This is a genomic window from Paenibacillus sp. FSL H8-0034 (assembly GCF_038000305.1).
In the GTDB taxonomy this organism is placed as follows: domain Bacteria; phylum Bacillota; class Bacilli; order Paenibacillales; family NBRC-103111; genus Paenibacillus_S.
Genome location: NZ_JBBOBS010000001.1, coordinates 4422680 through 4437374, shown reverse-complemented (window position 1 = coordinate 4437374; position 14695 = coordinate 4422680). Strand labels below are relative to the sequence as shown.

General features: G+C 45.8%; 8 protein-coding genes and 1 pseudogene. All 9 read right to left on the bottom strand.

What is annotated here, in order from left to right:
- Positions 1-182: 182 nt before the first annotated feature.
- Complete coding sequence (locus NST47_RS19955; RefSeq protein WP_341156682.1) at positions 183-4040, bottom strand: carboxypeptidase regulatory-like domain-containing protein; 3858 nt, start codon at positions 4038-4040, stop codon at positions 183-185.
- 163 nt (positions 4041-4203) lie between these two features.
- Positions 4204-5745: an extracellular solute-binding protein gene (locus tag NST47_RS19950; RefSeq protein WP_341159710.1), complete on the bottom strand. Its 1542-nt coding sequence runs from the start codon at positions 5743-5745 to the stop codon at positions 4204-4206.
- Positions 5746-5803: 58 nt separating this feature from the next.
- Positions 5804-6685: a carbohydrate ABC transporter permease gene (locus tag NST47_RS19945; protein WP_341156681.1), complete on the bottom strand. Its 882-nt coding sequence runs from the start codon at positions 6683-6685 to the stop codon at positions 5804-5806.
- Positions 6686-6713: 28 nt separating this feature from the next.
- Entirely contained in the window at positions 6714-7634 is a 921-nt protein-coding gene (locus NST47_RS19940) for an ABC transporter permease (RefSeq protein ID WP_341159709.1), read from the bottom strand.
- 235 nt (positions 7635-7869) lie between these two features.
- The gene (locus NST47_RS19935; protein ID WP_341156680.1) at positions 7870-10275 is read right to left on the bottom strand and encodes a helix-turn-helix domain-containing protein; all 2406 of its coding nucleotides are present in this window, start codon (positions 10273-10275) and stop codon (positions 7870-7872) included.
- Between the two features lie 273 nt (positions 10276-10548).
- A pseudogene (locus NST47_RS19930) lies at positions 10549-10892 on the bottom strand (VOC family protein).
- Between the two features lie 310 nt (positions 10893-11202).
- On the bottom strand, positions 11203-12264 hold the full coding sequence (locus tag NST47_RS19925; protein ID WP_341159708.1) for an NAD(P)/FAD-dependent oxidoreductase: 1062 nt from the start codon (positions 12262-12264) through the stop codon (positions 11203-11205).
- A 42-nt stretch (positions 12265-12306) separates the two neighbouring features.
- Positions 12307-13308, bottom strand: coding sequence for an ABC transporter substrate-binding protein (locus NST47_RS19920; protein ID WP_341156679.1), 1002 nt, complete (start codon positions 13306-13308; stop codon positions 12307-12309).
- A 71-nt stretch (positions 13309-13379) separates the two neighbouring features.
- Entirely contained in the window at positions 13380-14231 is an 852-nt protein-coding gene (locus NST47_RS19915) for a helix-turn-helix transcriptional regulator (protein WP_341156678.1), read from the bottom strand.
- Between the last annotated feature and the right edge of the window lie 464 nt (positions 14232-14695).

Below are 14695 nucleotides of genomic sequence, written 5' to 3'. Positions count from 1 at the left end.
TTTCCCGATTTCAGAACGAATTCGCCCGTTATCTAGCCTATAGCTTAACGAGGCAGCCTCTGATTATAGACTATTACGAAAGTTTATATGGTAAGTTTCACTGGATGATGCTGATTTTTCTCCGTATTTCTCGAAACGTAAAAAGCACCTGAGCGAATCAGGTGCTTTTTACGTTTATTACGTTAATGGTTGGGGTCTTGACCTGTTTCATATTCCGTATAGTTGGTGAGTCCGTCATTGTCTGGATCAGCCATTGGACCGCTTATTGCCGGATCAGCCAATTGGGCAGCTGTGAAATAGATATATCGCCAGTCATCGAACGGCACCTTCATAGGAGGCAGCTGGCTGGCAGGAAATACGATTGGAGCCATGCCTGCATAGGTAATGGGTGTACGCACTGAGTAGGTATATGGCTGCAGTTGAACCCCCAGGCTATAGTTCTGTAATTCCTGAAATCCTACCCACGGCCGTTGATTCCAACGACTCTCGTAGGTCACAACATTAACGGTTGCAACTGACCCGCCCAGCCGCAAATTGCTGATCCCATTGTCCCATGAACGGACATTGTTCAAGAAATTATTTCCTGCTTGGGCCGTCAAACCCGCTCCAATATTGCTGTGAACCTGTACGTTGCTCGCAGTAAAATGAAGAGCCGTATTGGTTTGGTTATAAATTCCGTTATCGTTCCCCCAGAAAATACCGCCGTCAATTGAAGATTGTGTACTATCGTGAGAGGAATAACCTTCGTCAAAATTATGGAAGGCTTCGATGTTCTCGAATACCAGTCCGCCTCCGGTTCCATGGACATTAAAACCATCATTCTGCGCTCCCGAAACGCGCAGATTGCGATAAGTTTGATAAGCATACGGATTGGACACATTAACACCATTTTGCCGTGAAGCAATTTCCCACCCCACCGTTGGTGAGGCCTTACTCATATTCAAGATCAGCTTCTTCCCATCCGAAGACAATGCAGCATAGTCGCTTGTAAACTTACCTGCATTTTGGCCCGACGGTTGGTCGAGCATCAGACGTTGACCATTGTAGGCCACCAGATGCCTGAACGTATTGGAGCTGCCGCCCGTGGTCGTGTTCTCAATAGGACTTGGCAAGGTATACGTCCATTGACCGCTCGCCTCCTGAGTAAACTGGAAGGGGTTAAAGCCGGTGATCAATTCACCGTTGCCCTCGAAAATAATCGGGTTCCCGGGAGTACCGGATGCATGAATGGAAACAGTCTCACGGTACGGACCACTGCCTGGTACCAAACTAATACGATCCCCCGGTTTAAGCGCCGGTGAGCTGTTCACAGCAGCAGCAATCGATAAATAAGCACCGGCTGTTAGTCCTCTTCGATCCACCTGCAATATCCGTGGAGAGCCTCCCTCCCATGGATAGACAGCGAAACTAACCGTATTGCTTTGCACACCGTTTATCGTGGATGTGACTGTACCCGTTCCCGCACCCAGAGGCTGCAATACACTTCCGTAAACAGCTGCATATACATCTCCTGATTGGATATTCCATGACTGAGGCAAGCCCGAAACTGGATATGCGCTGCCGAATTGGTCAGTTGCGGTGACGATGAGCTTGTTTAAATCGTATCCGCTTTGGCCTGAAGCCAGAGCCGGAATGGAACCGAATACCTGAACAGCTGCCAAATAAGGAACCGTTGAAACAACGGGCAGCGAAAAATTGACGCTGTAAGTGGTCAATCCGACGGTAACATGGACTCCTGATGTCGTCCTCTCGCTATATCCGTTTTTAACTGCCTTAATAATATGGGTGCCCGCTGGTAGATTCTGAAGATGATAAGTACCTGAGTGATCTGTAAATGTCCTGTACACGTCCCCGGTAACGGTTGTCTGAACCAACGCTCCCTGCACTGGGCTTCCCTGATCATCTGTTACCGTACCCGCTATTCCGCCAGTGGCGGACAAGTCCGGTTCGGCTTTGAAAATAAATTCGATTTTATCAATTCGGGCTGCTTCCGACCCTTGTGAGGCGCCCTCGATCCTGACCTCATCCCATGGCTTCAGATGTATCCCTGAAATCAGTCTGGTCGTTCGCGAGATATCGGAAACCGAGCCTGAGCCTAAGTCCTGATTCGCTATCCACGCATCTACTTGCGATCCATTGACCAGCAGCTTGTAGGCAGCATTTCCATCGTTCTCGTCAAAATAATGGACGATGACATCATAGATGCCGGTATTTTTATCAAAAAGCTTATCCGCCGTGCCTGTTCCGGTCACCTTGATTACTTTCCCGCCGGATGCTACGGGCTGGTCTTCCACAGTATAATTAACAAGCTCCATGTCTTCCGCTTCCACAGAAGTGACCAACGAAGGATCAGGATAAGGGTACGGCGTCAGCGGAGAGCCGGAATAAGCGGTCCCGGATGGAAGAAACGACACATTGTTGTAATAGCTGTTGACGAACCGCAACGGCACATCCGCTTTGTTTGCAGCCGTTGTTCCAGCGATCTTGACATTGTCGAAGGTTACGTTCGTAATGAGATGCCAGGCATCAAAACCTTCGATGCTGGAAGGCTGCTCAGTCTTGTTCAAGCCGGTGAAATCCTTGACAAGAACACGATCAATCCAGCCTGGATTTATGGCCGCGCGCTTCTTCTGGATTACAAATTGAAAATACCGTTCATTGTAATTGCCGCCGATAAACTCTGCGCGATTATTAATCACATTAATATCATGAAGACGGACTGCATCCCCCGCCCAAATAGTTAGAAAACGGTCTGCGCGAATGACCTCATTATTTTCAAAATGAACGTTATAAATATCATCCAGCGTTTCATCGCCCACTCTCATCGCAACTTTTAACGACCATAATACATTATTTTTAATATGCATATCGAAAGCAGGTCTTTTTAAATTCATATAATTGCTTACTTTAGGCGAAATCGCGTCGTCACCCGTGTAAATAAAGCCGCCTTCAACCGTTACATTCTGCGAGGCGTCAATGTCCACTCCATCGGTATTGGTTACCGTCGGGCGCAGCAATTCGGGGTTGACAGGATCCGGACCTCCCCTGAGATCATTGATCAGCTTAAAATTTTTCATGGTAACATCACTCGCGTACAGCAGGTGTATCGACCATCTGGCGGAATCCCGGAAGTACACATCCTGGATCAACACATCAGAAGCATCGGCTGTTCTCAGCAGCTTGATATTCGCATCCGGATTAAGCGTGCGGACGGCCATCCCATTACCATCAATAATGCCTCTTCCCGTAATTTTCACATGTTGAGCGCTGCCTATGAAAATAAAGGAGGAATCACCGTTATTTTGCGTCGGATAGTTCGTATTGTTAAATGCAGTCACAGCCCGTATCCAGGCTCCGCTTTGTAAATACAGATGCACATTGCTTTTTAAGCTCAACTGAGCCGTCATGTACTTCCCGTCAGGAACAAACAAGATCCCTCCGGTACCGCCCCCCAGTGCGGAAGTATCGTCAATCGCCTGCTGGAACAGCCCGGTCACCGCCGCTTCCGGATCGCGGCCGGCCGGCAGATAGCTTGCCAGATTGACGACGCCAGGAGCGCCGAGGACAGGGACATCTGCTTCCAGACCGTCAGCAAAGAGGAACAGCTTCTCAAGATTGTTAATCGTTATGATTAAAGTCCTTGGCTCCGAGATGCTGAAGGTTAGCTTGCTTCCATCCTTGCTGCCCTCAATTTGATAATTGAGCGGACTAATACCAAACGATTCAATAGTCTCATTGGCATATACATCGACCTGAACCGTACCTGAATAAGAAAAGCGTGCATAGCTGATATCCCCGAATTTCTCTACAAACACGTTTTGTCCATTCACCTTCATCGTATAGGAAGTGCTTGAATGAGCTCCCGGCAATACAGGATACTGTATGATTTCAGCGCTTGCTTCGGAATACGCTGCATATGCCGGGGTAGCACTTACATTGCTTCCAGTAGGAGTGGCTGTGTAGCCAATTTGCGGAAAGCCGATAAATAGGGATGCAAGCATCAATACGACCATGAATAAGGATATCTCTTTTTTTCTCAAAGTAACGTCCTCCCTTATAAAATCATGTTACGTACTAAACAGGTATTCAAATCTGGAGCTGGTCATTCGTTTCAGAAACAGACCATAGTGCACAGAGATGCTGTCTCCTACAACAAATACTGTAGGTGCCCTCTCCATTTCGATACATCACGTTTATGCCGCCCTATTTTTTCCGCTTCGCATACTCCGCGTTGATTTCCTCAATTCCTTTATCGCCTCCGGATTTCTTCCATTTCTCGATCTCATTGTTCCAGCCGTTATCATCAATCTCGCCAAGAATATATTTAACCTTCGCGTCGTTGCGGATCTTATCCAATTCACCGCTTTTTTCAGAGAGTGTTGGAGAGAGCAGCGACGAAGCCGGATTTTGGACTGCAATCGATACGTTTTCCTTAAACATTTTTTTCAGCTTCTGTTCAAGCGGTGTATTCTCACCTTCGAGAGGGGCATCCGTATCCATAACGATGCTAAGCTGCGGAATCGGCAGCAGGTCGTCAACCTTCAGCTTTTGTTCCGCTTCCGTACTGACGGCTTTGCCGTTCTCCAGATGGTAGTGCTTGCCCTCAATTCCCCAATTCAGGAGGTTGGCGATTTCAGGCTTAAACATCTGGTCGAAGAAAGCAAGAATGGCTCTCATCTCGGCTTCCGTCTTTACAGAGCTTTTGGGAAACATGAAGATTCCGTTATAGCCTGCGGAGGCCAGTATCCTTTCACCTTTGGGTCCCTGAATCCGTGAAACCATATCCGCGGCTCCCTTGGGATTCGTCTTTTTAATTTCCCGATCGTTGCCGAGCACATCGTCAATAGCGGTTGAAATAATGACCCCGGCCCTGCCGTTTTCAAATAACGCCTTGCTTTGGTTCCCTTCCGAGACTGCAAAGTCGGCATTCATCAATTTTTCCTTATACAAGCGGTTATAGAACTTTAACGCATCTAAATACTCCTTCGTCATAAAGCTCGGAACCAGCTTGCCCTCCCGCAGCTCCCAGCCATTGCCTGCACCGAAGAATCCGGAAAGCATGTCCAGATCGGCGATGCCTTTACGTGAAACCAAACCATAAGTGTCATTTTTCCCATTTTTATCCGGGTCGTTCAGCGTAAAAGCCTTGATCACATTATACAGCTCGTCAATTGTTGTCGGCTCCTGCAAGCCAAGCGCATCCAGCCAATCCTTGCGAAAAACGACGCCGCCGCGGGCAAGCACCCTGGGACGAAACAGGGCATAATTTTTACCATCATGTGAAACATTCTCAAGCACATCCTTGTTCAGCTTTCCCAGGTTAGGATAATCCTTAAGCATCGGCCCGATTTCCCAAAAAGCTCCTGAGCGAACTCCATTTAAAATACTTGGCGCATAAATGCCGCCTTCCAGATTGACTATTACCGAAATTTGCGGCAAGTCATTGGATGCGAGACTGACCGACAGCTTATCTTTGTACGCCGCATTCGGCACCCAAGTAATATTAAGCTTGGTATTAGTCAGTTCCTCCAGCTTTTTGAATACAGGATTATCTGCTTTAGGAGGCTCGGTTGAGAAATAGGGCATCATTACAGATATCGTTGTCGGGCCCTGAGAGCCTTGTGCCTTCGGATCTCCCCCTGTTTGTACAGACGTAGCCTCACCGCAAGCTGAAAGCAGACCGAGCGATACAGCCAACAGGCAGGCGCTCGAGGTACAAGATCTCCATTTCTTGTTCATCAACATCACAACCATCTCTCCTTATTAAAATCATATTTCGGTTATTACCAATCTTATTTCGATCTCAGCCCTTTACAGAGCCGAGAAGTACACCCTTGGCAAAATGCTTTTGCAGAAAAGGATACACAAGCAATATCGGCAGGTTGGAAAATACGATCACTGCCGACTTTAACGTTTGCTCGGGAAGCGGGACAAAATCAGCTCCCATTTCTGCCGCATCGCCAAAGCCGCCCTGTGATAAAATAACGATTTGTCGCAGCAGTACCTGTATCGGCCATTTCTCGGGATTATTCAAATACAGCACGGGTGTCAGGAAAGAATTCCAATGCCCTACCGCATAAAATAACGAGAATGTCGCGATGGCTGGCATCGACAGTGGAATTACGATTCTGAGCAGGATGACCAAATCATTGGCGCCATCCATTTTCGCCGACTCCTCCAGACCGTCGGGAAGCTGCTGGAAGAAATTTTTCATCACAATGAGATTAAATGCGCTGATCGCACCCGGAAGAATAACGGCCCAATAGGAATTAAGCAGTCCCAGCTGTTTCACCATCAGAAAGGTTGGTATCATTCCTCCCTGAAACAGCATGGTGAACAAAACCATCAGCATAATCCGGTTGCGTCCGATCAATGTTCTACGGGCTAACGGATAAGCCATGAGCGTAGTCATGGCGATATTGACCAGGGTGCCGGCTAACGTAATGAATATGGTAACTCCCATGCTTCGCGTAATGGTATCGGTAGTCAAAATATACGTATAGGCATCAAGCGAAAAAACAGTAGGAAATAAAACAAAAGATTGCTGGCGAAGCTCCTCCGCTGTCGTGAAGGAAGCCGCCGTCACATGAATGAACGGGATAATCGTTACTAATGCGAATAAGCTGATGATGGTATAATTCATGGCTACAAAAAGCCTGCTGCCGAACGTTCGGTCTTGAACCATGCTGCCCCTCCTCCTTACAGGTATGCTTCTAGTAGACGCCTTCTTCGCCGAAGCGCTTGGCTACGGCATTGGCCGTAACAATTAATATCAGGCCGATAGAGGAATTGAACAAGCCCACTGCTGTCGTATAACTGAACAAGCCCTGTTGAATTCCGTTTGTATAAATGTAAGTATCGAATGTTTCGCCTACCTCACGATTCATCGCATTGAGCATCAAATAAATTTGCTCAAAGCCCAGCTCAAGGAAATTGCCCAAGCGAAGAATCAGCAGAATGATGATCGTACTGCGAATCGCCGGAAGCGTAATGTGAACCAGCTGCCGCCAGCGGTTGGCTCCGTCGATGCGTGATGCTTCGTACAAGGATGGATCCACACCAGAGAGCGCTGCCAGGAAAATAATCGTTCCCCAGCCAGTTTCTTTCCATATGATCTGTGATGTAATGAGCGTACGGAACCAGTCTTTATTCAGCAGGAAATTAATTTTCTCTCCGCCTCCATACTGGATCAGCTCATTGATGATGCCCCCCTCTGTAGTCAGCAAAATGTAGCTAAGTCCCGAAATAACGACCCACGAGAAAAAATGGGGCACATAAATGAAGGTTTGAGCCAGCCGTTTAAACAGCTCATTCTTTACCTCATTCAGCATAAGAGCGATAAGAATCGGCAGCGGAAAATAAAAAATCAGATTATAGCACGCGATGTAAAAGGTATTGCGAAACAGCATCCAAAATGAGGGATCACTGAAAAACCGTTCGAAATGCCGCAGCCCTACCCATTTGCTGCCCCAAAATCCGAGGTAGGGCTGGTAATCCTGGAAGGCCAAAAATATGCCCCACATGGGAAAATATTTGAAAACCACAAAATATACAATACCTGGAACCAGCATTAGATACAGCCAACGGTCCACTTTGATTTGGCGAAGCTGCTGGCTCCAATTGCTCCTCTGCATCTTCGCTTGTTTGACATTCATGTATGATCCTCCATTTCCGCTTATCGTCGGTTGTTCGGTTTCATCGTAAGAGAGAAACCACAGTGCCGTCTACAATCCGGGACGGCTGTTTCCGTAAGGTAAGCGAAGTTGGGCAGGAGGCAATCCAGGGTGGCTATTCAATAATCCATAACGGTTGTAGCTGGTGGCCGCTTCCGCTGCTATACGCTTCTTAGAGAAAAAAATACGGCTGGATCTAGTGGAGATCCGCCGCGCCGTTGTCTGTTGTGTTCCGATATTGTCCCGGAGTCATTCCTTCCATTTTCCGAAAGTACCGAATGAAATTTTGCGAGTTATTATATTGAAGCTTCTCGGCAATCTCCGCTATCTTCATGTTCGTTTCGGTAAGCCATTTCTTGGCGATCTGCAGCCGGTATTGTGCCAGATATTCACCGAAGGGCGTGCCCACTTCTTTGCGAAATACATGCCTGATGTAATCAGGATGGTAATTGATCCGAAACGCACACATTTCTATAGTCAGGTTTTTGTCATAATCGCTGTGCACCATGCTGATCATTTCCTCGGATATTCGGAGATATTGCTTGCTTCTTTGTTCCTCCAAAAGACGGATGGACGGCACAATAATGGAATGGAAGAACCATTCCACAATCTCATTCGAGGTCTGAAGCTCAAACAGCCGGTCAAACAACGATTTTTCTTCCTCATACAAGGATTGCAGCAGCCCACCCGATTCCTGCAATACCCTGAGCAAATCCGTAAGAAGACCGATCATCATAATTTGGTATTCCCTATGCGACAGCTGTACACTGAACACCTCATGCGAAAACTGCTGCAACAGCCTATAAGATTGTTCTCTATCTGACAATTTAATGGCATCAATTAAGTCGTTTTTCAGCTTCTCCGGGTATTCAGGCAATGAACGGTCGTTAGGTTGAACATCAGCAATGTACAAGATCGCCTCATTACCGAGCTTTATTCGATAGTTAAGTGCTTCAAGAGCCTCTTTGTACGCACGATGAGTTCCTTTCAGATAATTGAAAGGGCGGCTGATGCCAAGGCTCACCTTGATATGCAAATAATATTTCAACGTCTGCTGAATTTCATTGGCTAATCCATCTGTAAACCGAATAGCTTCTTCATGTGTGGGATGGGTACTTCTGATTAAATTGACCTGTGATTGATCCATCAGTATCGGCTTCAGCAGCCGGTCTGACGCTTGTACAAGCTCGGTGACTATATTGTTGACAGCAAATAAGAGTAAATCTTTATCCTTCTCCTCATACTTGGTTCCATCCAATGTGTCAATTTGCACGACCAATACCCGCAAGCTGTTCCATGTCTCGCCATTGACCAGAAGCTTATCTTCAATCTCCTGCTGCTCGGCTTCTCCTAAAAACAGCTTCAGCATAAAGAAATCCTGGAGCTGATTGCGCTGATATTGCAGCTCATGGCTCATTTTCTTCTCGGTATTGACATAAGCGCGGAACTTTTCACCGATCAGTTGAAGCTCGTCCTTGCCCTTGAGCGGATTCGCATGACCGGAGGAGGTCGTGAACAGCTCCTGATACAGCCGCAGTATGGGGATATACATTTTTCTAGTGCCGAATAACGAAGCTGCAACACCTGCGGCCAGAACCAATACGCATACAAGCAGCGTAAACCATTTGATCGCTTGGGATTCCCGTGTCATCGCTTCAATTGACACATAGGAAGCGTAGGTCCAGCCATTATAGACCGACCTGCTGAATATGAAATTGTAGCTGATTCCATCCATATCGATGGGAATGATGCCCTGCTCATTCTTTGCTGCCATAAGCTGCTGAATATAGGGCTGAGCAGCTACTGACAAGCCGATTCGAGAAGAGTCGGCATCCGCGATGATCCGATAGGCAGAGTCCATAATGAATGGCTTTCCCAGCTCCGCATCCACGGACAAAAATTTGCTGATTTCCTCATAAGGAACCTTCAATATGACTGCTGCAGGCGGTTCAAGTGCTGTAACAGGCAAGGTTTTGACCAGATCAATAGAGTTCTCACCAATATTCCAGTAAGAGCCCCGTTTTGTCCCAAGAAGCTGTCTCCAGTCCGGTTCACTGGAAGAAAAGGGTTCATACCCTTTGTTTGTCATTTTCCACTGGTAACGAAGCTGAATAAACTGGACATCGCTCATGCCCAGATCATAGGTTTGTATACGCCTGAGCCCTTCCTGAAGCTCTTCAATCATTTGAATACTGCTGCTGCGATGTACTTCTCTTACATCATTGGTAAGCAATTTCGCGACGGAAGAAGACGCAGTGAATTGTGTCAAAGCATTGTCGGCGGTCCGCAAGCTTTGTTCGACCCTATGCTGCATCTGCTTCAAAATTTGCAGAGAACCCATGTTTACTTTTTCCTGGATCGTATGTGAGGCACGAATATAGGAAAAGCCGCCCACAGTGACGATGGGGAACGTAATGAGAAAAATAGAAAATAGAATCATTTTATGATAGTAATTCGATTTGATTAACTTCATTCCAGGTTCCTCCATTAAGCCGATAAAATCGACAATTTTATCGTAACGATTTTTAGAGTTACCGTCTATAATCAATACCGGCTTTTTTAAGCACAGCTTGCCAAAGAACGAAAAACGGCTCTTTGCCATGGGCTTAGATGAATGTCCATGCAAGCCTACCGTCCGAGATTCATGTCCCTACCAATAGAGCAATAACTTTCCTGACAGTACTAAAAAAGGGAGCCAGCAGGCTCCCTCTTGGAAAATCAATGCATATCTCGGTCAGCTCGGTTGGCGCTGGCAAGTTGTGCAAGTCACAAATGAGCAGCGTAATAATTATGATGTCCTTTAATGTCGGGAATGTAATAACGAGCTATCAACTATCGTTTGCCGTCGTATCAGTAGCAAATGAATTACAACTCGTTATTTCTCCCAAAGCTCGATCAGTCGGCCATCAGGATCTTCAATCCAAATAAACTTTCCAAATTCACTAATCTCTGTTTTCTTGGCAAGAGGTACACCAATATGCTCAAGATGCTGAATAGTCTCGTTTAGATCATGGACTTGGAAATTTAACATCACTTGTTGTTCGGTTGGAAAATAACTGTCATTCTCGGTAAAGAAAAGATAGTCTCATTTCCTAATTGGGGTTTTATCACAGTCCCATTCCAATTTTCTATTTCAATCTTCAACACGTCACTGTACCATTTTTTTATAACTTCAAGATTCTTAGTTCTCCAAAATATTCCTCCGAATCCTTTTATCATCGTATCTAACTCCTCTCTGTCATCAAATTTTTAACTATCCGATTACATTAGCTATTCGAGGTTTAAATTTAATTTCCTTCTTCAACTATATATTAGTGAGCCATTACCCTCCAGCTTTGATCATCCACTTATTCTATATCCCGAGGAAATGGCAAACCCCTAAAAGCACAAAAAATTTTCGGATCTTCTCCTTCCCGTAAAATCGTAATGCGCCTAAAAAAAACAGATAAAGGCATGATGCCTTTATCTGTTGCTTCGCACTCAAGACCAGGGGAGAAAGCAAGCTGTCGCCCCGGACTTTGGATGACCGTCAAAGCTGGTTCTTGACCATCATCTGATTAATTAACTCACGATTCCGACTGTTAAAAATATCATTATGTGAAGATACGGTTCCGCTTTGATGCGCTTCAGGCTGCAAATATAGCTTAGCCTGGTTCACCGCATTCGCTGCATCTTGAAATGCACCTGCAATCAAGTGCAATTTCTGATCATATTTCAGAATATCTCCCGCTGCATAAATGCCTGGAACGGTAGTGCCGCTGGCTCCATGACCATCAATGTAGTGCCCATCGATCAATTCAAGCTTTACTTTGCTATTTTCCAATAAGGATCGGTCTCGTTCATAACCATGATTGATAATGACTTCGTCAATCGTCAGTTCATCTACCTCGCCCGTTAGATGGTTGGTCAGCTCGACTTTTTCAATCTTCTTGTGATTGGGATGGGCAATCAGCTTCGTTATGGAGGTGTGAAAGAAACATTTTACAGAACTATTCAGCAGTTGTTTCACTTGGGCTTCGTGTCCTGACAAAGTTTCTTTTCGATAAGTCAAATATACTTGATGGGCGATAGATTCGAGCTCGTTTGCCCAATCCACCGCTGAATTTCCTCCGCCAGAAATGATTACTGTTTTATCCTTGAACCGCATGAGTGATTTTACGGTATAATTTAAATTTGCCACCTCGAATTTCTCTGCGCCTTCCAGGTTAATTTTTTGAGGCTCTAAAATGCCTCCTCCGATCGCTACGATGACCGTTTTTGTATAATGCTGTTCTCCTGATGGAGCCCGCAGTAAAAATAAACCGGAATCATCGCGTTCAATCGACTCCACTTTCTGATTCAATACCACGGTCGGATTAAAAGTTAAACCCTGTTCAACCATCTGTTCAATTAATTTTTCGCCAAGAATGGGTGTAAGGCCGCCAACGTCCCAAATCATTTTTTCCGGATAAACATGGACTTTTCCACCCAATTCCGGCTGATACTCGATCAACTTGGTTTTCATTTCACGTAAACCGCTGTAGAAAGCTGCAAAAAGACCTGCAGGCCCTCCGCCAATGATCGTAACGTCGTATAATTCCTCGTGCTTTATCATCTGCATCTCTCCTCTGCAACAAACCCTGGTTTTATAACCCTATTGAGATAAAACATTTTTAACAATGGTTTTGACCCCCAGTTCGATTCCCAACGGTCCTCCGGCCGCAATTGAGCTGTCTAAAGGATACATATGCTTGTTCTTGACAGCATCAAGAGAATTCCATACAGGCTCGCTCTCCAAGTTTTTCAAATAGCTATATAATTTCTGGGAAGATCCTCCCAGATCAGCGACAAACATGTAATCGGGGTTCATTACGGCCAGTCCCTCTTGAGAAATTTGTTCTCCTTTTTTAGACATATCAACATAATGGCTTGGAGGATTTAAACCAAGTCCGCTATCCTTGTTGAATACAAATTGTGTGGTATAGGCCCAATATTGTTTATCTCCCAGCATCGTAACTCCAAAAGATTTGTCGTTATATGCCTTTAGTTGCTCTCTTGATTTTGCAACGAAAGCTTCAATCCGCGCAATTTCATCCTCCGCCTTCTGTTCTTTTCCAAAAATTATTCCGTATTCTCGCAGTGCGCCTTGCCAGTTGTTTTCGTTGCTGTCGACGGTAATGACAGGGGCTATTTGCTCCAACTTGTCACCATAGCTCTCATAGCGGCTTGAGACCACGATAATCAAATCCGGATCAACCCCCAGTAATTTCTCTATATTGGGACTGGTTATTGAACCAAGATCCGCAATTGCATTGTTCTTATATGGAGCCAAAGATTCCCACTCGCCGAGCACATTGATATCCGTTGCGGCTACAGGGGATTCACCAAGTAAAAACAGATGCTCAAAATTACGGAAAAATAGGAGGGCAACCTTTTCAGGTTTCTTCTCTAACACGACCTTGCGGCCAAGTGTATCCACATAAGTTCTCGGCCATTTTTTCATTTCCTGCTCGTTTTTTCCGGATTTGTCGGCCTCCGTTACAGACGATGCAGGATTCGGTGATTCAGAGCTGCTAGCCTTGGGCGTTCCGGCACATCCAGCTAACATAGCTACCAAAAGTGCAATGGAGACAATCAGTCCCATAAATCTTTTCATGCTAACTCCTCCGCTGATCATTTTGTTTTGCCTTGTCTATCCTGACTATGGCCAGTTTAGCAAAACAGATTTTAGATGTGAATGGAGCCATCCTGAAATCCATATGGATTATTCCTGAAATTACTCCTGAACTCGCCGGGAGAGACACCAAATTGTTTTTTAAACAGACGACTGAAATATAAGGCGTCGGCATAACCGATACTTTTGGCCACCTCGCCTATCGGCGCGTCGGTAGCCAATAAGGAATCCTTGGCTTGGTTAAGGCGATAGGCCATCAAGTAATTACCCGGTCCCATACCCGTGTACTTCTTAAATACATAAAACAACCTGTTTTCATTGATATCGTTCTGTTCCGCTAAAGCACGTACAGTCAGCGCGTCCATATAATGCTCGTGTATATAATTCGATATTTGCTCAAATAACGCCTGCTCACCGTCATTGCTTTGGTTTCGGACACAGACGAATAGCTCCTCCAGTACACAACGGAATATCGTCTCTGTCTGAAATGCTGTGACTCCTCCCGGCTGGCGGGACAACCGCCACAAAAGCTTAAGCAGTTCCATCAGACGGGGGCTTTGGCCCGGTGAAAGCTGGAAATGCGTTTTGAGCAGAGAAAAGCTTGTCAGCTCGGGAGCGCAGATGCGATAGTGTACAAGCAGGTACTCCCATCTGGTATTGCCGATGACCTTTCTATCCAATTTCATTTTTGCTCCGCCATGAACCACAGTTCCCGGAGTTAGCACATAAGGCGTTCCGTTGAAAACAAATTCCGCCTTCCCTCTTAATGGAAATACAAAACCAGGAAAAGATTCGGTATAGCCATCACAGCACCTTCCCGGATCATGGCCGTACTGGCTAACTTGTTCTACCCGAAAAGATGTATGCGCAAAATGCTCAGCGAGCTTGTTAATGTCGATTTTCATTGTACACCGCTCCCATTTACTCCTAACGAGTAATCACCTCGATAAATCACATGCTTTAATCTTACCTTAGTTGATATTGATAATCAATATCAACTGATGGATGCAAAAAATGTCCCGTAGCATAGGCGGGAAACTGTTGTAGAGCAAGATATAATCGTCGATACAGAAACGTAAATCATCAAAAGAAGCGATGTTTTTAAGCTCGGTTTCATCTTGCACATCATCAAAAAAGATTCCATGGGTGAAACAAAATGAACCTTCAATCCCACTAAACAACGTGGTTTTGAAGGTTCATTTGCATGCTTTACGAGATGCTCTTACCGGGCGGGTATATCCTTGAGGACAGCCCCCTTTTTGCCACGGTATTTGCTGCCGGACTGTCGGTGGTGCCCTTCGATGAAAGCGGATTCGAGAAAAGGGCATCCGCCTGGCTACCGCTGATGTGCCCCTTAAGGGGCACTACG

Excerpts from the sequence above, each read along its gene's own strand:
- NST47_RS19950 (WP_341159710.1), bottom strand. The coding sequence starts at position 5,745 with ATGTTGATGAACAAGAAATGGAGATCTTGTACCTCGAGCGCCTGCCTG.
- NST47_RS19945 (WP_341156681.1), bottom strand. The coding sequence starts at position 6,685 with ATGGTTCAAGACCGAACGTTCGGCAGCAGGCTTTTTGTAGCCATGAAT.
- NST47_RS19915 (WP_341156678.1), bottom strand. The coding sequence starts at position 14,231 with ATGAAAATCGACATTAACAAGCTCGCTGAGCATTTTGCGCATACATCT.
- NST47_RS19940 (WP_341159709.1), bottom strand. The coding sequence starts at position 7,634 with ATGCAGAGGAGCAATTGGAGCCAGCAGCTTCGCCAAATCAAAGTGGAC.
- NST47_RS19920 (WP_341156679.1), bottom strand. The coding sequence starts at position 13,308 with ATGAAAAGATTTATGGGACTGATTGTCTCCATTGCACTTTTGGTAGCT.
- NST47_RS19935 (WP_341156680.1), bottom strand. The coding sequence starts at position 10,275 with ATGGCAAAGAGCCGTTTTTCGTTCTTTGGCAAGCTGTGCTTAAAAAAG.